We start from the raw sequence: 21424 nt of genomic DNA, 5'->3' as shown, positions 1-21424 counted from the left end.
CCGGCTCAGGATCCGGACGGCGCCGTCGCCGCTTCCCGGCGGCGGCCCGCCAGCAGGGCGTCCAGCGCCCATGCGCCCGGTCCGAGCACCGCGATCTGCGGCTGCGCGGCCGGTGCGGCCTGCGCGGCGGCAGGAGGCTGCACGGCCCCGGTGAGCAGCGCGAGGGCGCCGAGCAGCGTGAGGAGCGTTCTTCGGGACAGGGGGTTTCCTCCTTGGGGAGCCGCGCCGAGTGAGAACTGCGGCGCACTTTTCCGCATGCGGCGGCCAGGTCCAGAGAGAATGGATCTCGCGCCCTTGCGGGAAAGGCCGTCCGCGACGCCCACACAGTGAACGCCGCCCGGCGCCAAGTCAGTTGTGCCGGGGCACAACCATGCCGATCAGGGGGATGAGCAGGGCCTCGCCCGACCCGCCGGAATGGAGACCGGCGATTTCGCCGACACCCTCGCCGAGACGTTCGCCACACGGCGTGTACGGGGCGCGGACCCGGGAATCGTCGGTCGCGGACCCGGCGGCCCCACTAGTCTCTGCCGGGGCGGGACACGGGGTCCCGCCGGTCCGCGAGGAGGAGCCCCCAGGTGTTCGAGTCGGTGCTCGTGGCCAACCGCGGCGAGATCGCCGGGCGGATCGTGCACACCGCCCGCGCGATGGGGCTCAAGGCGATCGCGGTGTACTCCGCGGCCGACGAGGGCCTCCCCTTCGTCGCCGAGGCGGACGAGGCCGTCCTGATCGGGCCCGCCGAGCCGTCCGGCAGCTACCTCAACGCCGCCGCGATCCTGGAGGCCGCGCACCGGACCAACGCGCAGGCCGTCCACCCCGGCCACGGGTTCCTCGCCGAGAGCGCCGCGTTCGCCCGGCGGGTGGCCGAGCGCGGCCTGGTCTGGGTCGGCCCGCCGCCGCTCGCCATCGCCCGGATGGGCGACAAGATCAACGCCCGGAACCTGATGAAGGAGGCGGGCGTCCCCGTCGCGCCCGGCGTCTGGGAGCCGGTGCCCGACGCGGCGACGGCGGCCGAGGAGGCCGAGCGCATCGGCTACCCCGTCATGGTGAAGCCCGCCGCGGGCGGCGGCGGCATGGGCCTGGCCGCCGTCCACGACGAGGCGTCGCTGCGCAAGGCGTTCGAGGAGACCCGCGCCGCCGCCGAGCAGCTCTTCGGCCAGGGCGACATCCTGCTGGAGCGGTACGTCGAGGGCGCCCGGCACGTCGAGGTCCAGATCCTCGGGCTCGCCGACGGCACGGTGGTCGCGCTGGGCGACCGCGACTGCTCCGTCCAGCGCCGCTACCAGAAGGTCGTGGAGGAGTCCCCGTCTCCCGGCGTCAGCCCGGCGCTGCGCGAGCGGATGCTGGCGGCCGCCGTCCGCGCGGGCGAGGCCGTCGGCTACCGCGGCGCCGGCACCGTCGAATGCCTGGTCGACCCCGCCGCGCAGGAGTTCACCTTCCTGGAGATGGACACCCGCCTCCAGATCGAGCACCCGGTGACCGAGATGGTCACCGGCATCGACCTCGTCGAGCAGCAGTTCCGCATCGCCGCGGGCGAACCCGTCTCGTTCACCTCCACCGCCCCGCGCGGGCACGCCGTCGAGTTCCGCGTCCAGGCCGAGGACCCGCGGAGCTTCCTGCCCGGGACGGGCGAGATCACGGTGTGGGAGGAGCCCGTCGGCGACGGCATCCGCATCGACGCCGGCTACGCCGAGGGCACCACCGTCACCCGCCACTACGACTCGCTGCTGGCCAAGCTCTGCGTCCACGGCGACGACCGCGCCCACGCCCTGGCCCGCGCCCGCGCCGCCCTGGAGGCGTTCCACATCGAGGGCCCGCCGACGAACCTGCCCTTCCTGCGCGAACTGCTCGACCGGCCCGAGTTCGCCGACGGAACCTACGACACCGGGCTGGTCGCGCGCATGCGCGGCCACCAGGCCCCCTGAGCGCCGCCTCCGCGCCCGTCGTAGAGTGACGCCGTGTACTGCGACCGCTGCGGCGAGCCCGCCGAGGGCGACCACGCTTCCTGCCGGACCGCCCGCCGGATGGAACCGCCCCGCTACTGCCCCGACTGCCGCCGCCGCCTGATAGTGCAGGTCACCCCGACCGCCTGGACGGCCGAATGCTCCCAGCACGGCCCCCTCGAACCCGTGGACCAGGCCCCCTAGCGCTTCCCTTCGGCGAGAGACCGCTCGATTCCGCCTCCGCGTTCCAGCCGGCCGATGGCGGCCATCAGCCGCCGGGCGTTCTCAAGGCTCTTGAACAGGGAGGCGGTCTCCGTCAGCATCACCGGCGCGGGGGATGCTCATCGCCACCTTCAGAGGTGCGGGGAGGCGAATCCGCGTCGCGGAACGACATGGCGTAGGTGATGAGGCCCACGCCGGGGGCCGGGGCCCAGTCGTGGCCGGGGGTGCGGACGAACCCCATCTTCTCGTACATGCGCTGCGCGGACTCCATGTTGCGCTGCGTCGACAGGCGCAGGCCGGACAGGCCGGCCGCGCGGGCCCGTTCGATGCAGGCGCGCACCATGGCCCGGCCCGCGCCCCTGCCGCGGGCGTCCTCCAGAACGGCGAGCATGCGGAACTCGGCCTCGTCCGGTCCGGCCAGATCCGCGTAGGGGGTGCCCGGCGGGCAGTACGCGACGGCACCGGCGATCCGCCCGGCGTCTTCGGCGACGAGCAGTTCGGCTTTCGCCGCCCGGTCGGCGGCGTCGCGCAGCTTGTGCACGTACGGGGACTCCGGGCTGACCAGGCCGCCGCGCACGTAGACCTCCACCGTCAGCTCCCCGACGAGGTCGTACTCGTCCGGGCGCGCCGTCCGAACGATCACTTGACGTCCCGGCAGGACGACTCGGCGGGGAGGAGGGGGCGCAGGCGGACGGAGTAGGCCTGGCCGCCGCTGCGCCACGCGGTGTCGGGGTTCGTGGCGGGAACCTTCGCGGCCGGGGCCACCGTGCAGATCGCACCGGCGACCGGGACGCCCTTGCCGAGCGGCTCCAGCGGCCACGCCTTGACGGTGGCGCTTCCCGTGGTCGGCCCGGCGAGGACGGCGGTCTTCTCCGACCTGTACGGGGCGGGCTTCCTGGTCAGGTCGGACGGGGGCCAGGCGGCCGGGTCGAGGCGCTGGAGGAAGCGGGCCTCCGGGCCCGACTGGGCCTCGGGCTGGACGATCCGGGTCGTCGCGCCGTCCATGGCGACCACGATCGTGATCGCGTCGGCGACGCCGCCGGGCCCGACCGAGTGGGAGCGGGCGAGGCCTGCCGCGCGGGCCCCGTCGAGGAGGCGCCGCAGGGCGTCGGGCTTCAGGCGGTACTCCGTCGGCCCGCCCTGGGCCGAGGCGACCGCGCGGCCCGTGGAGTAGAGCGAGAAGTCGGGGAGGCTCCCCGGGCCGCCGAGACCGGCGATGCCGCCGGTCTTGCGCCACCGCAGGACGAGCGTCTCGCCCGCGGGGGCGCCGCCCGGCGAGGACGAGGACGAGGACGGAGAGGGCGCGGGGGAGGAGGGCTCGGCGGTGCCGGAGCCGTCGCCGCAGGCGGCCAGCGCGGCGCCGGCGGTCAGGGCGACGCAGGCGAGTGCCGGCGCCCGGCGGGAGCGTGTGTACGGACCGGCCATGACGGTTGGACGCTCGGCGGCCCGCCCGGGTTCCGCCGGTTCCGGGAACACCCGGCGACGGGCCGGTTCCGGGCCCGCGCTAGTGTGCCGGTCTGTGAGTGTGCTCGTTGTGACCGGGACCTGCACGGGTGTGGGGAAGACCGTCGTCACCGCGGCGCTGGCCGCGGTCGCCGCCGCGCGCGGCGCGTCGGTCGCCGTCGTCAAACCCGGCCAGACGGGCGTCGGCGGCGGGGAGCCGGGCGACCTCGACGAGGTCCGCAGGCTCGCCGGGATCGACGACGTGCACGAGTACGCGCGCTTCCCCGACCCCCTCTCCCCGGCCGCCGCGGCCCGCCGCGCCGGGATGCCGCCCGTCCGGATGCCGGACGTCGCCGAACGCGTCCGGGACCTGGCGTCCGGGCGGCGGCTGGTGCTGGTCGAGGGGGCGGGCGGGCTCCTCGTCCGCTACGACGAGGAGGGGACCACGATCGCCGACCTCGCGCGCTGGCTCGGCGCCGCGGTCGTGGTGGTGGCCCGGCCCGACCTCGGCACGCTCAACCACACCGCGCTCACCCTGGAGGCGATGGCGCACCGCGGCGTGCAGCTCGCCGGGGTGGTGATCGGCGCCTGGCCGGACGAGCCGGACCTCGCCATGCGCAGCAACATCCGCGACCTGGAGACCATCGCGGCACGCCCGCTGTCGGGCGCGCTGCCCGCCGGCGCCGGGGCCATGGACCCGGCGGAGTTCCTCGTGGCCGCGCACCGCGGCCTGGCCCCCTCGTTCGGCGGCGGCTTCGACCCCGCCGTCTTCCGCGCCGCCTTCGGCCCCGACAAGGAGAACACGTGACGGACATCCTCGACATCGCGCGCCGCCAGGTCCTGGACGAGGGCGAGGGCCTGTCGCGGGGACAGGTGCTGGAGGTGCTGAACCTGCCGGACGACCGGCTCCAGGACCTGCTCGCGCTCGCCCACGACGTCCGGATGCGGTGGTGCGGGCCGGAGGTCGAGGTCGAGGGGATCGTGTCGCTGAAGACCGGCGGCTGCCCGGAGGACTGCCACTTCTGCTCGCAGTCCGGCAAGTTCGAGTCGCCCGTCCGGTCGGTGTGGCTGAACATCCCCGAGCTGGTCGAGGCGGCGAAGGAGACCGCCGCGACCGGCGCCACCGAGTTCTGCATCGTCGCCGCCGTGCGCGGACCGGACGAGCGGCTGATGGCGCAGGTCCGCGACGGCGTCAAGGCCATCAACGACGCCGTCGAGATCAACATCGCGTGCTCGCTCGGCATGCTCACCCAGGAGCAGGTCGACGAGCTGGCCGCGATGGGCGTCCACCGCTACAACCACAACCTGGAGACGGCCCACTCCCACTTCCCGAACGTGGTCACCACGCATTCGTGGGAGGAGCGCTGGGACACCCTCCGCATGGTCAAGGACGCCGGGATGGAGGTGTGCTGCGGCGGCATCGTCGGCATGGGCGAGAGCGTCGAGCAGCGCGCCGAGTTCGCCGCGCAGCTCGCGGAGCTGGAGCCCGACGAGGTCCCGCTGAACTTCCTCGCGCCGCGCCCCGGCACGCCGTTCGCCGACTACCCGCTGGTGGAGGGCGCCGAGGCGCTGAAGACGATCGCCGCGTTCCGGCTCGCCCTGCCCCGCACCATCCTGCGGTACGCCGGCGGCCGCGAGCTCACCCTCGGCGACCTCGGCACCCGTGAGGGCATGCTCGGCGGCATCAACGCCGTCATCGTCGGCAACTACCTCACCACCCTCGGCCGCCCGGCGCGGAAGGACCTGGAGCTGCTCACCGAGCTCCAGATGCCGATCAAGGCCCTCGGCCGGACGCTCTGAGACGCGCCCGCGCGGCGGGTCAGCGGCTGAGCCGGGTGATGAACTTGTAGCGGTCGCCCCGGTACAGGGACTGGGCCCACTCGACCGGCTGCCCCGTCGTGTCGAAGGCGTGGCGGGACAGCAGCAGCATCGGCAGGCCCACGTCCACGCCCAGGAGCTGCGCGTCGTGCGGGGTGGCGAGGACGGTCTCGATCGTCTCCTCGGCCTCGGTGAGGTGGACGTCGTAGGCGGTCGCGAGCGTCTCGTACAGGGAGTGGTGGCGCGGCAGCTCGCGGCGCAGGCCGGGGAAGCGGCGGGCCGGGAGGTGGGACGTGTCGATCGACATCGGCTCGCCGTCGGCCAGCCGGAGGCGGTGGATCCGCAGCACCCGGCCGCCGGGGCGGATGCACAGCAGGGTCGCGAGGCGCTCGTCGGCGCTGACGTAGCCGGCCTCCAGTATGCGGGTCTCGGGACGCAGCCCGTGGTGCCGCATGTCCTCGGTGTAGCTGACGAGCTGGAGCTCCTGGGCGACCTTCGGCTTGGCGACGAAGGTCCCCTTGCCCTGGATGCGCTGGAGGCGCCCCTCGACGACCAGCTCGGCGAGGGCCTGCCGGACGGTGGTGCGGGACGTCTCGTACTTCTCGGCGAGCGTCCGCTCCGGCGGCAGCGGGCTGCCCGCCGGGAGCGACTGGATCAGCTCGACCAGCAGCTCCTTGAGCTTGTAGTACTTGGGGATCCGCGGCGCCTGGTTCGGGTGGCGCTTACCGAGGTCGCCGAGCGAGATCCGGTCGAAGCCGTGCTCGAATCCGCCCCCGTGCCGGGGCCCGCCCCTGACCTCCGTCACGGCGTCTCCTCACGTTCATCACCGGTTTCCCCGATGTTATGGGTGAAGACTACGGCCGGTAGAAGACGCGATTTCCGCCAGGGCCGCCCGCAATCGTGTGAGGTCCGACTCGTCCAGCGTGGCACGTGCGGTGAGGCGCAGGCACGCGCGGCCCTTCGGGACCGACGGCGGACGGAAGCAGCCGACGCGGAGACCGTGCTCAGCGCAGATCCCCGCGGCCCGCACCGCGGCCTGCGGCTCGCCCAGGAACACCGGGACCACGGCCGCCGCGGGCCTGGCCGTTTCCAGGCCGGAACCGGCCGCCAGGTTTGAGACCGCCTGCGCCCGCTCGCGGGCCCGCCCGGGCAGGCCCGGGTCGGATCCGAGGACGTCGAGCGCGGCGAGGGCGGCGCCCGCGGCGGGCGGGTTCAGCCCGGTGTCGAAGATGAACGACCGCCCCGTGTCGACCAGGGCGTCGATCACCTCGGGAGCGCCGAGCACCGCCCCGCCCTGCGACGCCAGGGACTTCGACAGCGTCAGGGTGAGGACCACGTCGGGCTCGCCCGCGAGGCCGGCGGCGTGCGCGGCGCCCCGGCCCTCGTCGCCGACGACGCCGAGCGCGTGCGCCTCGTCGACCACCAGCAGCGCTCCGTGCGCCCGGGCGGCCGCGTGCAGCGCGCCCAGCGGCGCGAGGTCGCCGTCCACGGAGAACACCGCGTCGGTGACGACGAGGGCGTGGTCCTCCTCGCGCTCGGCGAGGGCCCGCTCCGCCGCTTCGGCGTCCCGGTGCGGGACGATCACGACGCGGGACCGCGACAGCCGGCACGCGTCCACGATCGAGGCGTGGTTGACCTGGTCGGACACCACGAGCGTGTCGGGCCCGGCGAGCGCGGTGACGGCGCCGAGGTTGGCCAGGAAGCCGGAGGAGAACACCAGGCCGGCGGCGCTGCCGGTGAACGCGGCGAGCCGCCGGTCCAGCTCGGCGTGCAGCTCCGTCGTCCCGGTGACGAGGCGCGAACCGGTGGAGCCGGTGCCCCACTCGCGCGCGGCGGCGACGGCGCCCTCGACGAGCCGCGGGTCGCCGGCCAGGCCGAGGTAGTCGTTGGACGCCAGATCGGTGAGCCCGTCGAGGCGGGGGCGGGGGCGCAGCGACCGGCGCAGCCCGGCGGCGGCGCGCCGCTCCGCCGCGTCCCGGAGCCTGGCCAGGGGGTCTCGTCCTGCGGTCATGCCGGGCATCCTGCCAGGTGGCCCCGGCGGCGGGGCCACCTGCCCCGGGAACGAAAACCATCGGCGATGATGGTGGCGTGCCTACCTTGACCGATTTGGTCCGCGATCACACCGACCTCACCGACACCGACCTGGAGTGGCTCCACGCGCTGGTCTCGGACTGGCAGCTGCTGGCCGACCTGTCGTTCGCGGACCTGCTGCTGTGGGTGCCGCTCCGGTCGGCGGAGGCGCTGCCCGCCGACGGGGCGTCCCGCGCGGGCCGGGGCAGGCCGGGCGTGCTCGACACCGGCGCGGCCGTCCCCGGCTGGGTCGCGATCGCGCAGATGCGGCCGACGACCGGGCCGACCGCCTACCCGGAGGACCTCGTCGGCAAGGTCGTCCGGACGGGCCGCCGCGGGCTGATCGACGTGGCGTGGCGGGAGCGCCGGATCGTCCGCGAGGGCGACCCGGAGTGGGGCAGCGGCATCCCCGTCCGCGAGGAGTCCATCCCGGTGCGCCGCGGCGCCAAGATCCTCGGGGTGATCCAGCGCAGCACCAACCTCAGTTCGGCGCGCACCCCGTCCCGGCTGGAGCTGACCTACCTGCAGAGCGCCAGCGACCTCGCCACGATGATCTCCGAAGGCCGGTTCCCGGTGCCGGGCGAGGAGCCGAACATGGTCCGCTCGCCGCGCGTCGGCGACGGCCTGATGCGGCTGGACCGCTCCGGCAAGGTCACCTACGCCAGCCCCAACGCCCAGTCCGCCTACCGGCGGCTCGGCTACCCGACGGACCTGGTCGGCGAGGCGCTCGGGAAGATCACCGCGGACCTGTGCGACACCGGCGAGCCGATGGAGGAGGCGCTGAGCGTCGTGCTGTCGGGCCGCGCGCCGCGCGAGGTCGAGGTGGAGTCGCGTGGGTCGATCATGCAGCTGCGCACGATCCCGCTCGTCGTCGGCGGGACGCGGATCGGCGCGATCGTCCTGTGCCGGGACGTGACGGAGCTGCGCTGGCGCGACCGGGAGCTGATGACCAAGGACGCCACCATCCGAGAGATCCACCACCGGGTGAAGAACAACCTGCAGACGGTCGCGGCGCTGCTGCGGCTCCAGGCGCGGCGGCTGCGGATCCCGGAGGGACGGGCCGCGCTGGACGAGGCCGTCCGGCGCGTCGGGTCCATCGCGATCGTGCACGAGACCCTGTCGCACACCCCCGACGAGCTGATCGACTTCGACGACATCGCCGACCGCGTGATCACGATGGCGGGGGAGGTGTCCACCCCCGAGACCAAGGTGACGCCCAAGCGGACCGGCAGCTTCGGCGTCCTGCCCGCCGAGGTCGCGACACCGCTCGCGATGGCGCTCACCGAGCTGCTGCAGAACGCTCTGGAGCACGGCCTGGCCAGCCGGTTCGGGACCCTGGAGGTCGTGGCGCACCGCTACGGCGAGGGGGAGGTCTCCCACGAGCCGGCCGGCGTCCCGGTCTGGGGCGAGTGGACGGCGCCCGGCGCGGACGAGCCCCGCGCCCCGGGCGCCGAACCCGAGCGCCCGTCCGGCCGCCGCCTCGTCACGATCGTCGCGGACGACGGCGTCGGCCTGCCCGCCGACTTCGACATGGAGAGCACCGAGAGCCTGGGCCTTCAGATCGTCCGCACCCTCATCGTGGGCGAACTGGGCGGCCACCTGGACTTCCGCCCAAGAAAGGGCGGCGGCACGGAAGTAGTGGTGGACATCCCCCTGGACCACCATCACCGCCCCAGCCGCCCCTGACCACGGTCATTCACTCTGGTCCGCGCACAGGGAGCAACCGGCACCTCACCCGTCAGAAACCTGAGGGTGTGCGATCGCGTGCGAAGCCAGTTTCAAGCGAAGCAAGAAACTGATCGCGCAGCGAGCCGCAAGGCGAGCCGGAGCGATGCCAGCGATCGCGGCCGTGCCCGCAAGGAAGGCGCTCTAGCGCCTGACGCTAAGGGCTCGGCGGGAACGCCGCAGCGCGCGGCGTTCGTCTTCGCCCATGCCGCCCCAGACGCCGGATTCCTGGCCGGACTCCAGCGCCCAGCGCAGGCAGGCCGCGCTCACGTCGCAGCGGCGGCAGACCTGCTTGGCCTCCTCGATCTGCAGGATCGCGGGGCCGGTGTTGCCGATCGGAAAGAAGAGTTCGGGGTCCACGTCACGGCAGGCTGCGCGGTGGCGCCAGTCCATGCGGTCCACTCCTTCGTCAGGTGGTGGAGATGCTCCACTCTTTGTGAACGGGTTCACATGTCGCGAACGCCCGGGGTGGCTGTGGCCAGGTCCAGGGATGCGTGTTCGGCGGCGCCGCGAGCAGGTGACCGGCGGCGTTGGGGCCCCTGTCGGCTGGCGCACTTTGAGCGTTTCAGGAGGGTGCGGGCAGACGCAAGACCTTTGAGAAAGGATTCTCAAAGTATGGGTGTCGCATGTGTCACACCCATCGGTCGGGTGTGTTACTTGGCTCTCACATGCGTGCTCGCGCGTCTCAAATGACGATGCGGATCGCCTTCGGCACGGAACGGAACGTGACCGTCCGCTGCTCGCCCAGGTAGTCGCCGTCCAGCTGGAACGCCACGGGACGGTCCGCGCGCACGGTGACCTCGGCCTCATCGTGCAGGTTGAGGACGTGCCGCCCCTGAACGGGGCGCGCTCGCGGCGTCAGCATCTGGGCCAGCGCCCCCACCGTCGGGCCGACTTCCAGGGAGCGCATCCCGAACACGTCCAGCCCGCGCGCGAAGGTCGCCTTCGGACTCGGATTCACCGGCACCCGGCCCATGAAAGTCCACGGAGACGTATTGGAGATGAACGCCAGGAACAGTCCGGATTTCGGCGGCCGTCCGGGCTGTTCCAAAGTGAGCGACGGATGGCGCCGATCGGTGCCGGAGAAGAAATGCCGTATCGCCGTCCGCACATACAGCGAAGGATCGGCGCGCAGGCCCGCCTCGCGGCGCCGCTCCACCTCCCGCACGACCTCCGCGTCCAGCCCCACACCCGCGCAGAACGTGAAATACCGGTCCGGGGCGCCGGGATGGGAGGCCGTGCCGAGCCCGACCGTCCGATGCCGGCCCGCCCGCAGCGCCTCCAGCACGGACCGCGTCGCGCCGATCGGGTCGTCCGGCAGACCGAGCGCGCGGGCGAACACGTTCGCGCTCCCGCACGGCAGCACCGCCAGAGCCGGCAGATCGGGGGACGGGCCGTCCGCCAGCAGCCCGTTGACGGTCTCGTTCACCGTCCCGTCCCCGCCGAGGGCGACCACGACGTCGTAGCCCTCGACGGCGGCCTGCCGGGCCAGCTCGGTCGCGTGGCCGCGGTGGCCGGTCTCCGCGAGGACGAGGTCGAGGTCGCCGGTGAAGGCCCGCACGAGGATGTCACGGGCCCGCCGGGAGGTGGAGGTCGCCTTGGGGTTGGCGATGAGCATGGCGCGCACGGCGTCAGGGTATCGATCGTTCCGGATGCGTTCGCCCGCAGTTTCCCCTGGGAGCGGCCCGCCGCAGGGGGCGAGTAGGGTTTCTGGGTGTGACCAAGCGTCCCATCACCGTGCAGGCCGCCGCCGCGCTCCAGGCCGCCGAGGGTGCCGCCGCCGTCGGATTCGGCGTCTTCACCGGCGTCGAGACGGCCGCCGGCGCCGCCGTCGACCCGGCCAGCGCGATCGGGGTCACCGTCCTCGCCCTCGCCGGCGGCCTCGGCATGCTGGGCTGCGCCCGCGGGCTGCTGCGCGCCGCCCAGTGGAGCCGCGCCCCCACGGTCCTGACCCAGCTGTTCGCCCTGCCGATCGCCTACTCGCTGTGGCAGAGCGACCGGCCCGGGATCGCCGTCCCGCTGGGCCTCGTCGCCGTCCTCGCGCTGATCGCCGTCCTCAGCCCGCCGAGCACCGCCTGGCTCATCGAGGACCACGACGAGGACGACGAGGACGCGCCGAAGGAACCCGCACCCGCCAAGGCCGCCGGCGCCCCGCCGACCGGGGAGCCGCGCTCCCTCGGACGCCGCCTCAAAGACCGCCTCAACGAGCAGCCCGCCAAGAAGAGCGAGAACTGACCGGACGCCAAAAGGGCCCTGAGGACGCGTCCTCGGGGCCCTTTCGGCTCTTCACCCGCTACTCGTCGGCGGTCAGCCCGTCCCGGAGCTGCGCGAGCGTCCGCGCCAGCAGCCGGGACACGTGCATCTGGGAGATGCCGAGCTCCGCCGCGATCTGCGACTGCGTCATGTTCCCGAAGAAGCGCAGCAGCAGAATCTTCTTCTCGCGCGCCGGGAGCTTCTCCAGCAGCGGCTTGAGGGACTCGCGGTACTCCACGCCCTCCAGCGACTCGTCCACCATGCCGAGCGAGTCCGCCACCGCGGGCGCGTCCTCGTCACCGGAGTCGGGCGCGTCGAGGGACACCGTGGAATAGGCGTTCGCCGACTCCAGCCCCTCCAGCACCTCCTCCTCGCTCATCTGCAGGTGCGCCGCCAGCTCGCTCACCGTCGGGGCGCGGCCCTCCCGCTGCGCGAGATCACTGATCGCCTTCGTCAGCGACAGCTTCAGCTCCTGCAGCCGGCGCGGCACGCGCACCGCCCAGCCCTTGTCGCGGAAGTGCCGCTTGATCTCACCGACGATCGTCGGCGTGGCATAGGTGGAGAACTCCACCCCGCGCTCCAGGTCGAACCGGTCGATCGACTTGATCAGACCGATCGTGGCGACCTGGATCAGATCGTCCAGCCACTCCCCGCGGTTGCGGAAGCGCCGGGCGAGATACTCCACCAGCGGCAGATGCAGCTCCACGAGCTGGTCGCGGATGCGCTGACGCTCCGGGTCGCCCTCCGGCAGCTGCGCGAGACGCTCGAAAAGCGCCCGCGCCCGCGCCCGGTCAGGGACCGCGCTGCTGTCCGAACGCTCGGTGCTCGCCCCCGCGACCGTCGTCTGCTCCGTCGTCGTCTTCTCCGTCACGGGGCCCCCGCCGCACCGCGCCGCTTCTGCAGCGTCACGGTGACCCGGTCGTCGGAGCCCGCCCTGGCGTCCACCTCGCCCGCCAGGGACGACAGCACCGTCCAGGCGAACGTGTCGCGGCTCGGCTCCTCACCGTCCACCGTCAGGACCGACACGGAGATGCGCATCGCCTCCCCGGTCAGCTCGAACTCGCACGTCAGGTCGGTGCCCGGCACCGCCTGAGCGAGCAGCATCGCGCACGCCTCGTCAACGGCGATGCGCAGGTCTTCTATCTCGTCCAGCGTGAAGTCCAACCTGGCCGCCAGGCCCGCGGTCGCGGTCCGCAGCACGGACAGGTAGGCACTCGCGGCAGGCAGCTTCACCGTGACCACGTCACGGACGGACAACTTCGTACTGGCCGGCATTGCAGCGGTTTCCTCGGTCACGTCACTCCCTCGCAGGATGGTCCCGCTGCCATCGAAACTACCGCCTACGAGCCGTGCATCGAGACTTCGGCGCGCTGTGTTTATTTGCGTTGGGTTGGGTTGGGGCGCCTGGGGCGCCCCAACCCGACCCAACGCGTGCGATCGCTGGCATCGCTCCGTCTCGCCTGGCGGCTCGCTTCGCGATCAGTTTCTTGCTTCGCTCGAAACTGCCTTCGGACGCGATCGCGACAGTCACCCTTGGTCCGGGGTGCTGTGGTGGCTGGTGATGTGTGCGGAGCGGGGGGTTTCGGTTCGGCTCGTTTGCTGGGGTCTACCGCGGGTTGTGGGGGGTTGCTCTGGCGCTTCGGCTCGCCTGGCGGCTCGCTTCGCGGGTGGCTCTCGCTTCGCTCGTGCCGTGCGTGGTTCTGGTGCGGATTGTGGGGGGTTGCGGTGGCGCTCGGCTCGCCTGGCGGCTCGCTTCGTGGGGGCCCTTGCTTCGCTCGTGCCGTGCGTGGGTGATGCCTAGTGGCTTGCCTCGCTCTTGGCTTGCGTGGGTTGCGCTGGGGGGAGTAGGGCGCCTCGGTGGGTTATCACCTGGGCGGCCAGGGCGGTGGCGGCTTCGGCTGCTTGTCGCTGGGGGGCGCCGGTCAGGCGGGTGGCCAGGTAGGCGCCGTTGAAGGCGTCGCCCGCGGCCGTGGTGTCGATCACCTGGACGTGGGGGACGGCGGGGATCTTGAGGTTCGTCACGCTGTCGGCGATCACGCAGCCCTGGGGGCCTCGCTTGACCGCCATCTCGGTCACTCCGGCTCGTCTCAGGCGGCTGACCGTGTCGGCCGGGGCCCGGTCGCCGAAGACGGCCTGGTCGTCGGTGAAGGTGGGGAGGGCTATGTCCGTCCTGGTCAGGACGGCGGACATGGCTTCGGCGGCGGCCTCGGGGGAGGGCCAGCCGGCGGGGCGGTAGTTGGTGTCGAAGGCCACTCGGCCGCCGCGGCGGCGGGTCTCGTCCAGGACGGCGAGGAGCCTTCCGCGGGCGTCGGAGCCGAGGATCGACAGCGTGATGCCGGAGAGGTAGACGAGGTCGTGGTCGGCGATCGCGTCGTCGATCTCCGGGGGGTGGGCGGAGCCGAAGAGGCCGCGGGCCGCCGACTGCGATCGGTAGTAGTGGAAGGTCCGCTCGCCGTTCTCGTCGGTGCGGATGAGGTAGAGGCCAGCCTGTCCGCCCGGGATGGCGCGGGTGTGGTCGGCGTTCACTCCGTGGGCGGCCCAGGATTCGCGCATCCGGGTGCTGTAGGGGTCGTCGCCGATGAGGGTGACGAACTGGACGTCGGCCGTGCCGGGGGCGGCGGTGCGGGCCAGGTAGGCGGCGACGTTGAAGGCGTCGCCCGCGTAGGCGACGGCCAGGCGGTCGGGGGCGAGATGGCTCAGTTCGATCATGCATTCGCCGATCAGGGCGATCCGGTTCCGCATGGCGGGCCACGATACATCTAGACAACAAGTGATCTGATGACTAAGACTTCGGGGTGTCGCGCTTCATCGAGAGGGGACGCCCCATGCACGACCCGCTGCGAGGTTACGACGAGGACGGGTACGCGATCTTCCGGAACGTGCTGGATCCGGAACTGGTGGCGGAGGCGGACGAGCATGTCCGCTGGTTGGAGGCTCGGTATCCCGACCGGACCGGCGAGGAGCTCTCCACCGAGCTCGTCGCCAGGGACCCGTTCTGGGTGCGGCTGGTGTCCGACGAGCGGCTCCTCGACGTCGCCGAGCGGTTCGTCGGGCCCGACATCGCCCTGTTCGCGTCCGCCTACATCTCCAAGCCGCCCTTCACCGGCAAGGCCGTGCTGTGGCACCAGGACGGGGCGTTCTGGCCGCTCGAACCGATGCGCGTGGTGACGCTGTGGCTCGCCGTCGACCGGTCGACGCCGGAGAACGGGTGCCTGCGCGTCATTCCCGGGAGCCACAGGGAAGTCCTGCACGAGGTGCGGGAGCGGGAGGACGCGGAGGCCGTCTTCGGGGTGGAGAGCGCCGTGGGCGTGGACGAGTCGCGCGCCGTGGACCTCGTCCTCGAACCCGGCGACGTCGAGGTCCACCACCCGAACATCATGCACGGCAGCAACGCGAACGAGTCGCCGCACCGGCGGTGCGGGCTGACCATCCGGTACATCCCGACCTCGACGCGCATCACCGCGGAGCCGCTGCCGTTCCCGTCCGCGCTGCTGCTGCGCGGCGACCCGGGCGTGAACGAGTACCAGCCGCGGCCCCGGTACCGGGCGGGGGAGCACTTCGCCTTCAGCGGCGCGGAGAACTGGAGCTGATGCGCCGGCACCGGCCGTCCCGCAACTGGGGCGCCCGCGTTCACGAGATCACCTGGGCCGGGATCGAGGCCGTGGTCCTGGAGAACGAGCTGCTCCGGGTGACTGTTCTCGTGGGCAAGGGCGGTGATGTCGCCGAGTTCTGCTTCAAGCCGCGCGACATGGATTTCGTGTGGCTCTCGCCTGGCGGGCTGCGCGATCCGCGGGACGTGGCGGGGGGAGCGGGCGACGATGTCGCTCTGTTCCTCGACGGTTACGAGGGCGGGTGGCAGGAGGTCCTGCCCAACGGGGGCGCGCCCAGCACGTACCGGGGGGCGGCGTTCGCGCAGCACGGGGAGGTGGCCGGGCTGCCGTGGGATTCCGAGATCGTGACCGACGACGCTCGGGAGGTCGCGGTCCGGCTCACCGTCCGGGGGCGGCGGATGCCGCTGCGGGTCGTCAAGACGCTGCGGTTGAAGGCGGGCGAGGCCGAACTCCTCGTGGAGGAGGAGCTGGTCAACGAGTCGGGGGTGGCGCTGGAGGCGATGTGGGGGCACCACATCGTGTTCGGGGCGCCGTTTCTGCGGCCCGGGCACCGGGTCAGGGTGGCCGAGGGCGCTCTCGTGGTTCCGCACGAGACGGCGATCGGTCCCGGCGGGCGGCGAGTGCGGGGCGGTGGTCCGCATGCGTGGCCGTGTGTGCCGGGTGAGGGCGGCGGGATCGTCGACCTCGGTGTGGTGCCCGATGCCGGGGCGCCGAGTGAGATCGTCTATCTCACCGGGTTGGAGGAGGGCCGCTACGAGGTCGTCGACCCGGACGGTTTCGGGATGCGGGTGCGCTGGGACGTGGACGTCCTGCCGCATCTGTGGCTGTGGCAGGAGTTCGGGGCGACCACGGGGCATCCGTGGTGGGGCCGCGCGTACGTGATGGGCCTGGAGCCGTTCGCCGGATACCCGACGGACGGGCTGGCCGCCGCCGTCGCGAACGGCACCGCGTTGACGCTGGAACCGCATGCGCGGCGGAGCCTGTGGCTGCGTGCCGCGGTCATCGAGGAGGGCACGTGAGGGAGTTCGAGGGCAAGGTCGCCGTGGTGACCGGCGGGTCGCTGGGGATCGGGCGGGCCGTGGTGGAGCGGCTCGCCCGCGACGGCGCCGCCGTGGTGTTCTGCGGGATCGGCGAGGACGAGGTCCGCCGGGCGGAGGAGGACCTGCGGGGCGAGGGGCTGGAGGTCGCCGGCGCCGTCGCCGACGTGACCGACGCCGCGCGGATGGACGGCCTGGTCGGGGAGGCCGTGTCCCGGTACGGCGGCCTGGACGTGCTGGTGACGTGCGCGGGCGTGCAGCGGTACGGGACGGTCGAGGAGACGTCCGAGGAGCTGTGGGACGAGGTGCTCGGCGTCAACGTCAAGGGCGTCTTCCTCGCCTGCCGCGCCGCCGTGCCCGAGCTGCGGCGCCGGGGCGGGGGCACCGTCGTCACGGTGTCGTCGGTGCAGGCGTTCGTCTCGCAGGACCGGGTCGCCGCCTACAGCGCGAGCAAGGCCGCGATCAACGCGCTGACGCGGGCGGTGGCGCTGGACCATGCGGCCGACGGCATCCGTGCGAACGTCGTGTGCCCGGGGTCGGTCGACACTCCCATGCTGCGCTGGGCCGCCGACCTGTTCCGCGGCGACAGGGGGCAGGACGCGCAGGTCGCCGAGTGGGGGCGCGCGCATCCGCTCGGGCGGGTCGCGGCGCCCGCGGAGGTCGCCGAGGTGGTGGCGTTCCTCGCCGGGCCGCGCTCGTCGTTCGTGACCGGGGCGGAGCACCGGGTGGACGGCGGGCTGCTGGCCCGCAATCCGGCGGCACTGCCGGAAATCTCCTAAAAGACCTAGACACCAAGTCATTTGATGACTCAAAATGTGGGGCGCACGAGGACCGTGTGATCGTGACCTCGCGGAGGTTTCCATGCAGGCGTCCGTCCCTCCCTCTCCCTTCTCTCCCGATCGCCCCTCCTCCGTTCGCGGGGGGTGGCGGCGGCGCGCCGGAGTCCTCGCGGCCGCCCTGCTGCTCGTCGCCGCGCCCGCCGTGCCCGCGGGCGCCGACACGCACGGCCACGGCCCCGGAAAGGGGCGCGGGAAGGCCCTCGGTCGCGCGGCCGCCGGCCCCACGTGCTCCGGGAGCGCCGCGCCGACCTTCGGGACCGCCTCGCAGAACACCGCCCTCAACGGCAAGTTCACGTCCTACGGCAACAGCAACACGCTCCTGGACGACTGGACCGGCGCGGACACGACGTACTCGCTGAAGCTCGCGGACGGGCGCATCGTCTACGCCTACTCCGACACCTTCCTCGGCAAGGTCAACGCGGACGGGTCGCGGCCGGTCGTCGTCGAGGAGGGCGGGACGACGCCGTTCATCAACAACTCGTTCGTCGTCCAGGGCACGGGAGGCGGGCTGACCACCGTGCACGGCGGGACCGCCGCCGCCCCGAAGGCGGTCATGCCGCCCGCGCAGCCGGCCCACTGGTACTGGGCGGGCGACCTCACCCAGAGCGGGTCGGAGGTCCAGCAGCTCTACCGCGAGTACTACGACCCGGACCCGAGCAACGGCACCGGGTGGGACATGAAGTTCAAGGACAACGTCCTCGCCCGGTTCTCCACCGGGAACCTCGCCGCGCCGACCGTGCAGGCGATGCCCTCGGCGTCGGGCGTGCAGTGGGGGTCGGCGCTGCTCAGGGACGGCGGCTACACCTACGTGTACGGCACCGAGGACTACACCGACCCCCAGACGCAGGTGAACACCAAGTACCTGCGCGTCGCGCGGGTCAGCGGCACCGACCTGCGCGGCGCCTGGCAGTACCGCACCGCGAGCGGCTGGTCGTCCACGGAGACGGACTCGGTGCGGCTGATGAGCGGGGTGTCGAACGAGTTCAGCGTCACCAAGCGCGGATCGCACTACGTCATGGTCAACCAGGACGCGAACATCGCCTTCGGCGGTGAGATCGACGTCTGGCTGTCGTGCTCGGCGGCCGGGCCGTTCAGCGGCGAGCAGACCGTGTACCGGACGCCCGAGACCGGGCCCCTCGGCTCCTACGGCGACCCTGACATCTTCACCTACAACGCCCACCAGCACGCGGCGCTCTCGTCCAGCGGCACGCTGGTCATCTCCTACAACGTCAACAGCCTGGACGCCACCGCCGGCCCGGCCAACGACAACTACCGGGACGTCAGCATCTACCGGGCGCGCTACATCAACCTGCCGGTCTCCGGCTAGCCCGAAGCCGCGGTGCCGTCGTCCCGTCCACGGCGGTGCCGCTTCCCGCGCCCCCGGGTGACCTCCCGCCCGGGGGCGCGTCCCGTTCCCCCCGCTCGGAGGTTCCGACCATGCCCCTTGACGCCGAACTCGCCGCCGCGCTGGACGGCATGCCCTACGTCGGGCTCGCGGATCCCGCGCGGGCCCGCGCCGCGATGAACGATCTGGTCCGCGCCCTCGCCCGGCCCGTGGGCGACGGGAGGGCGGCCGTCGAGGACCGGCTCGTCGCCGGCGGGGTCCCGGTGCGGATCTACCGGCCGCGCGAGACGCCGGCGCCCGTGCTCGTGTACTTCCACGGCGGCGGGTTCGTGACCGGCGGGCTGGAGAACGAGCACGAGCGGTGCCTGGAGTTCGCCGGGGAGGACGGGATCGCGGTCGTCTCCGTCGACTACCGGCTCGCGCCCGAGCATCCCTTCCCGGCCGGGTTCGAGGACTGCTACGCCGCGACCGCGTGGGCCCACGAGCACGCGGCGGAGTTCGGCGGCGACCCGGAGCGGGTCGCGGTCGGCGGCGGGAGCGCGGGCGGGGCGCTGGCCGCCGCCGTGGCGCTGCGGGCGCGGGACGAGGGCGGGCCGCCGCTGGTGTTCCAGATGCTGCTCTACCCCGTCCTGGACGACCGGATGGCCACGCCGTCGATGCGGACGTTCACCGAGCCGCCGCTGTTCAACAGCGGCGACGTGCGGCACATGTGGCGCCACTACCTCGGCGGGCGGGCGGACGTCCCCGCCTACGCCGCCCCGGCGCGGGCCGAGGACCTGAGCGGCCTCCCGCGCGCGTACGTGCTCGTCCCCGAGCACGACCCGCTGCGGGACGAGGGACTCGCCTACGCGCACCGGCTGATCGTCTCCGGGGTTTCCACGGAGCTGCACCATGTGCCGGGCGCCTGCCACGGTTTCGACGGCATCATGTCGGCGCGGCTCGGGCGGCTCGCGTTCGAGGAGGAGCGCGCCGTCCTGCGGCGATGTCTCTCCGGGAGGGTGGACACGCCAATCGCTAAGTGATTAGATGACTTTACGTCTTGGGAACGAGGTGGCGATGTCACAGGATGTGGCCCGGCCGAGCCTGGCGGACGCCCTCACGGAGCGCATGCTGGACCTGATCAGGGACGGCGGCCTGCGCGCCGGCGACCGGCTGCCGTCCGCGCGGGAGCTGTCCCAGCGCTTCGCGGTGACGACCCCGACGCTGCGGGAGGCCCTGCGCCGCCTGGAGGCGACGGGGGCGATCCAGCTCCGGCACGGCTCGGGCATCTACGTGGGCGCCGACCTCGAACGCGTGGTCATCCCCAACCCCAACGTCCGCGAGCTGGAGGCCGACCGGCTGCTCCAGCTGCTGGACGCGCGGCTGCTCATCGAGCCGCCGCTGGCCGGACGGGCGGCGCGGCGGTCGCGGCCCGCCGACATCGAGCTGCTCCGGGCCCTCCTCGACCAGGCGGGCGCGGACCTCGGCACGGACGAGCCGGAGGCGGAGGCCCGCCTGCACAAGGCGAACATGGCCTTCCACCGGGAGGTCGCCGGCGTCGCGGGCAACTCCGTGCTCTGCGAGGTCATCGACTCCCTGCTGTCGGTGCACGCCTCCGAGCAGCGCGCGATACAGCGGATCTTCGACGACCGCGTCCGCGACTTCGACGAGCACGCCGCGATCCTCGCCGCCATCGAGGCGGGCGCGGAGCGGGACGCCGAGTCCCTCATGCGGTCCCACCTCGCCGACGTCAAACACGTGATCGAGCAGCGGCTCGCCTGAGCGGGCCGCCTCCCCGCCGCCGGCGAGAGCGCCGCGCGGCCGGTTCACCCTTCTCCGATTCCATCCTTCGACCACCCCGATCGGGCATCGCCGCCCGATGAAGGAGGCTCACCATGGTGCCGTCCAAGCGACTCCAGGTGACCGCGCTCACCGTGGGCGCGCTGCTGCTCGCCGCCGGCTGCGGGTCCGGCGACTCGGGCGGGAGCAGGTCCGAGCTCAAGCTCTACAACGACAAGGGCGCGTGGAAGCCCTTCTTCGAGCAGATGGGCGCCCTCGGCAAGCAGCAGACCGGCCTCGGCATGACGCCGGTCGGCTACACCGACGAGCCGACCTACACCGCGTTCATCAAGACCTCGTTCCGCACGAACGTCAAGCCCGACCTGTTCACCTGGACGACCGGCGGGCGCCTGGAAGAGATCGTCAAGCAGAACCAGGTCGCCGAGACCACGAAGATCTGGCAGGACGCCATCGGCAGCGGCGACCTCACCGAGGACCTGAAGAAGTACTACACCGTGGACGGCAAGCAGTACTGCGTCCCCCTGAACACCGCCTACTGGGGGATGTTCTACAACAAGAAGGTCTTCGACAAGTACGACCTGAAGCCGCCCACGACGTGGGCGGAGCTGGAGAAGACGGCGCAGACGCTGAAGTCGAAGGGCCAGGTGCCCTTCAACCAGACCACCCCGACGTCGCTGTTCTCCTTCGCCTGGTTCGAGCAGATCCTCGCCGGCACCGACCCCGACCTGTACGAGCGGCTGTCGAAGGGCCAGGCGTCCTACACCGACCCCGGCGTCGTGAAGGCGATGGAGCGCTGGAAGTCGATGATCGACGCCGGGTGGTTCAGCAAGCCGGGCGACAAGGCCGACCCCGCCGACCACTTCAAGTCCGGCGACGCGGCCATGGTCGTCAACGGCACCTGGTTCAACACGAGCATGACCCAGCGCGGCCTCAAGCAGGGCGAGGACTACGGGTTCTTCTTCATCCCGAACGTGGACCCGGCGCTGCCCAAGCGGTCGCTGGTGTTCGAGAGCGGCCCGCTGTGCTCGCTGCGCAAGGCACCCGACGCGGCCGCCAGCACCAAGTACCTCAAGTGGTGGGTCACGCCCGCCGCGCAGGAGAAGTGGGCGAACGCGCGCGGCGACGTCTCCGGCAACCCGAAGGTGAAGGTCGCCGACCCCGAGCTGGACAAGGTCACCAAGGAGGCCGCGTCGGGCGGCAACCGCCTGGTCCTGCGCTACTTCGAGGCGGCCCCGGCGCCGGTGCTCACCGAGGCGCTCAGCGGCTTCGACAAGTTCCTCAACAAGCCGGAGACCTACATGGACGTGCTCAAGGCAGCGGCGACCTGCTCGACGCGGTGCTG

General features: G+C 72.6%; 24 protein-coding genes. 14 read left to right on the top strand and 10 right to left on the bottom strand.

Annotated features, from left to right (window positions below; genetic code table 11):
• The 3 genes from AB0C69_RS16910 to AB0C69_RS16900 form a co-directional block, all read left to right on the top strand.
• On the top strand, window positions 1-233 hold a 233-nt coding region (locus AB0C69_RS16910), incomplete at its 5' end, for a hypothetical protein (protein WP_360354271.1).
• Window positions 234-575: 342 nt separating this feature from the next.
• A complete protein-coding gene (locus tag AB0C69_RS16905) occupies window positions 576-1922 on the top strand; it encodes a biotin carboxylase N-terminal domain-containing protein (protein WP_360354269.1) in 1347 nt (448 codons plus the stop codon).
• A 33-nt stretch (window positions 1923-1955) separates the two neighbouring features.
• Window positions 1956-2144: a hypothetical protein gene (locus tag AB0C69_RS16900; RefSeq protein WP_360354267.1), complete on the top strand. Its 189-nt coding sequence runs from the start codon at window positions 1956-1958 to the stop codon at window positions 2142-2144.
• On the opposite strand, the gene AB0C69_RS16895 is transcribed toward AB0C69_RS16900, so the two are convergent.
• The 3 genes from AB0C69_RS16895 to AB0C69_RS16885 are packed head-to-tail and all read right to left on the bottom strand — an operon-like array spanning window position 2141 to window position 3587.
• The gene (locus AB0C69_RS16895; RefSeq protein WP_360354265.1) at window positions 2141-2263 is read right to left on the bottom strand and encodes a hypothetical protein; all 123 of its coding nucleotides are present in this window, start codon (window positions 2261-2263) and stop codon (window positions 2141-2143) included. The two genes, AB0C69_RS16900 and AB0C69_RS16895, sit on opposite strands and share 4 nt — an antisense overlap.
• Complete coding sequence (locus tag AB0C69_RS16890) at window positions 2263-2805, bottom strand: GNAT family N-acetyltransferase (protein ID WP_360354263.1); 543 nt, start codon at window positions 2803-2805, stop codon at window positions 2263-2265. Before AB0C69_RS16890 ends, AB0C69_RS16895 begins: the two co-directional genes overlap by 1 nt.
• Window positions 2802-3587, bottom strand: coding sequence for a hypothetical protein (locus AB0C69_RS16885; protein WP_360354261.1), 786 nt, complete (start codon window positions 3585-3587; stop codon window positions 2802-2804). The genes AB0C69_RS16890 and AB0C69_RS16885 overlap by 4 nt, the downstream gene beginning before the upstream one ends.
• Before the next feature lie 94 nt (window positions 3588-3681).
• Here AB0C69_RS16885 and bioD point away from each other — a divergent pair, with 94 nt between their 5' ends.
• Window positions 3682-4413, top strand: coding sequence for a dethiobiotin synthase (gene bioD / locus AB0C69_RS16880; protein WP_345183311.1), 732 nt, complete (start codon window positions 3682-3684; stop codon window positions 4411-4413).
• Window positions 4410-5405 carry a biotin synthase BioB gene (bioB, locus tag AB0C69_RS16875; protein WP_360354258.1) on the top strand — a complete coding sequence of 332 codons (996 nt, stop codon included), beginning with the start codon at window positions 4410-4412 and terminating at the stop codon, window positions 5403-5405. The genes bioD and bioB overlap by 4 nt, the downstream gene beginning before the upstream one ends.
• A gap of 19 nt (window positions 5406-5424) precedes the next feature.
• On the opposite strand, the gene AB0C69_RS16870 is transcribed toward bioB, so the two are convergent.
• Together AB0C69_RS16870 and AB0C69_RS16865 are read right to left on the bottom strand one after the other, a co-directional pair.
• Window positions 5425-6168: a GntR family transcriptional regulator gene (locus tag AB0C69_RS16870; protein ID WP_345183375.1), complete on the bottom strand. Its 744-nt coding sequence runs from the start codon at window positions 6166-6168 to the stop codon at window positions 5425-5427.
• 96 nt (window positions 6169-6264) lie between these two features.
• On the bottom strand, window positions 6265-7434 hold the full coding sequence (locus tag AB0C69_RS16865; protein WP_360354256.1) for an 8-amino-7-oxononanoate synthase: 1170 nt from the start codon (window positions 7432-7434) through the stop codon (window positions 6265-6267).
• Window positions 7435-7511: 77 nt separating this feature from the next.
• Here AB0C69_RS16865 and AB0C69_RS16860 point away from each other — a divergent pair, with 77 nt between their 5' ends.
• Complete coding sequence (locus AB0C69_RS16860; RefSeq protein WP_353832933.1) at window positions 7512-9179, top strand: histidine kinase N-terminal domain-containing protein; 1668 nt, start codon at window positions 7512-7514, stop codon at window positions 9177-9179.
• Between the two features lie 183 nt (window positions 9180-9362).
• Here AB0C69_RS16860 and AB0C69_RS16855 read toward each other — a convergent pair whose 3' ends face one another.
• Entirely contained in the window at window positions 9363-9611 is a 249-nt protein-coding gene (locus tag AB0C69_RS16855; protein WP_345183304.1) for a WhiB family transcriptional regulator, read from the bottom strand.
• Between the two features lie 292 nt (window positions 9612-9903).
• Window positions 9904-10845 carry a diacylglycerol kinase family protein gene (locus AB0C69_RS16850; RefSeq protein ID WP_360354253.1) on the bottom strand — a complete coding sequence of 314 codons (942 nt, stop codon included), beginning with the start codon at window positions 10843-10845 and terminating at the stop codon, window positions 9904-9906.
• Between the two features lie 89 nt (window positions 10846-10934).
• Here AB0C69_RS16850 and AB0C69_RS16845 point away from each other — a divergent pair, with 89 nt between their 5' ends.
• Complete coding sequence (locus AB0C69_RS16845; protein ID WP_360354251.1) at window positions 10935-11453, top strand: hypothetical protein; 519 nt, start codon at window positions 10935-10937, stop codon at window positions 11451-11453.
• A 58-nt stretch (window positions 11454-11511) separates the two neighbouring features.
• On the opposite strand, the gene AB0C69_RS16840 is transcribed toward AB0C69_RS16845, so the two are convergent.
• The 3 genes from AB0C69_RS16840 to AB0C69_RS16830 all read right to left on the bottom strand — a co-directional run bounded on the left by AB0C69_RS16840 (window position 11512) and on the right by AB0C69_RS16830 (window position 14213).
• Window positions 11512-12222 carry an RNA polymerase sigma factor SigF gene (locus AB0C69_RS16840; RefSeq protein ID WP_345183373.1) on the bottom strand — a complete coding sequence of 237 codons (711 nt, stop codon included), beginning with the start codon at window positions 12220-12222 and terminating at the stop codon, window positions 11512-11514.
• A 116-nt stretch (window positions 12223-12338) separates the two neighbouring features.
• Window positions 12339-12767, bottom strand: a complete 429-nt coding sequence (locus AB0C69_RS16835; RefSeq protein ID WP_345183298.1) for an anti-sigma factor — start codon at window positions 12765-12767, stop codon at window positions 12339-12341.
• Between the two features lie 501 nt (window positions 12768-13268).
• Window positions 13269-14213: a sugar kinase gene (locus tag AB0C69_RS16830; protein ID WP_360354249.1), complete on the bottom strand. Its 945-nt coding sequence runs from the start codon at window positions 14211-14213 to the stop codon at window positions 13269-13271.
• Window positions 14214-14296: 83 nt separating this feature from the next.
• Here AB0C69_RS16830 and AB0C69_RS16825 point away from each other — a divergent pair, with 83 nt between their 5' ends.
• The 7 genes from AB0C69_RS16825 to AB0C69_RS16795 form a co-directional block, all read left to right on the top strand.
• Window positions 14297-15061, top strand: coding sequence for a phytanoyl-CoA dioxygenase family protein (locus AB0C69_RS16825; RefSeq protein WP_353832931.1), 765 nt, complete (start codon window positions 14297-14299; stop codon window positions 15059-15061).
• Window positions 15061-16101, top strand: a complete 1041-nt coding sequence (locus tag AB0C69_RS16820; RefSeq protein WP_360354247.1) for a DUF4432 family protein — start codon at window positions 15061-15063, stop codon at window positions 16099-16101. The genes AB0C69_RS16825 and AB0C69_RS16820 overlap by 1 nt, the downstream gene beginning before the upstream one ends.
• On the top strand, window positions 16098-16898 hold the full coding sequence (locus AB0C69_RS16815; RefSeq protein ID WP_345183288.1) for an SDR family oxidoreductase: 801 nt from the start codon (window positions 16098-16100) through the stop codon (window positions 16896-16898). Before AB0C69_RS16820 ends, AB0C69_RS16815 begins: the two co-directional genes overlap by 4 nt.
• Before the next feature lie 82 nt (window positions 16899-16980).
• The gene (locus AB0C69_RS16810; RefSeq protein WP_345183286.1) at window positions 16981-18285 is read left to right on the top strand and encodes a DUF4185 domain-containing protein; all 1305 of its coding nucleotides are present in this window, start codon (window positions 16981-16983) and stop codon (window positions 18283-18285) included.
• A gap of 110 nt (window positions 18286-18395) precedes the next feature.
• Entirely contained in the window at window positions 18396-19325 is a 930-nt protein-coding gene (locus AB0C69_RS16805; RefSeq protein ID WP_360354245.1) for an alpha/beta hydrolase, read from the top strand.
• Window positions 19326-19359: 34 nt separating this feature from the next.
• Entirely contained in the window at window positions 19360-20064 is a 705-nt protein-coding gene (locus tag AB0C69_RS16800) for an FCD domain-containing protein (RefSeq protein WP_345183281.1), read from the top strand.
• A gap of 113 nt (window positions 20065-20177) precedes the next feature.
• On the top strand, window positions 20178-21424 hold a 1247-nt coding region (locus tag AB0C69_RS16795), incomplete at its 3' end, for an extracellular solute-binding protein (protein ID WP_360354242.1).

This window comes from Actinomadura sp. NPDC048032 (assembly GCF_040653175.1).
In the GTDB taxonomy this organism is placed as follows: domain Bacteria; phylum Actinomycetota; class Actinomycetes; order Streptosporangiales; family Streptosporangiaceae; genus Spirillospora; species Spirillospora verrucosospora.
Note: the sequence above shows the minus strand (reverse complement) of the source record. Positions and strands in the feature narration are given on the sequence as shown.

What these genes read in the sequence shown, in the direction of transcription:
- AB0C69_RS16895 (WP_360354265.1), bottom strand. Translation starts at nt 2,263, where the DNA reads ATGCTGACGGAGACCGCCTCCCTGTTCAAGAGCCTTGAGAACGCCCGG.
- AB0C69_RS16885 (WP_360354261.1), bottom strand. Translation starts at nt 3,587, where the DNA reads ATGGCCGGTCCGTACACACGCTCCCGCCGGGCGCCGGCACTCGCCTGC.
- AB0C69_RS16865 (WP_360354256.1), bottom strand. Translation starts at nt 7,434, where the DNA reads ATGACCGCAGGACGAGACCCCCTGGCCAGGCTCCGGGACGCGGCGGAG.
- AB0C69_RS16855 (WP_345183304.1), bottom strand. Translation starts at nt 9,611, where the DNA reads ATGGACTGGCGCCACCGCGCAGCCTGCCGTGACGTGGACCCCGAACTC.
- AB0C69_RS16830 (WP_360354249.1), bottom strand. Translation starts at nt 14,213, where the DNA reads ATGCGGAACCGGATCGCCCTGATCGGCGAATGCATGATCGAACTGAGC.
- AB0C69_RS16825 (WP_353832931.1), top strand. Translation starts at nt 14,297, where the DNA reads ATGCACGACCCGCTGCGAGGTTACGACGAGGACGGGTACGCGATCTTC.
- AB0C69_RS16820 (WP_360354247.1), top strand. Translation starts at nt 15,061, where the DNA reads ATGCGCCGGCACCGGCCGTCCCGCAACTGGGGCGCCCGCGTTCACGAG.
- AB0C69_RS16810 (WP_345183286.1), top strand. Translation starts at nt 16,981, where the DNA reads ATGCAGGCGTCCGTCCCTCCCTCTCCCTTCTCTCCCGATCGCCCCTCC.
- AB0C69_RS16805 (WP_360354245.1), top strand. Translation starts at nt 18,396, where the DNA reads ATGCCCCTTGACGCCGAACTCGCCGCCGCGCTGGACGGCATGCCCTAC.
- AB0C69_RS16800 (WP_345183281.1), top strand. Translation starts at nt 19,360, where the DNA reads ATGTCACAGGATGTGGCCCGGCCGAGCCTGGCGGACGCCCTCACGGAG.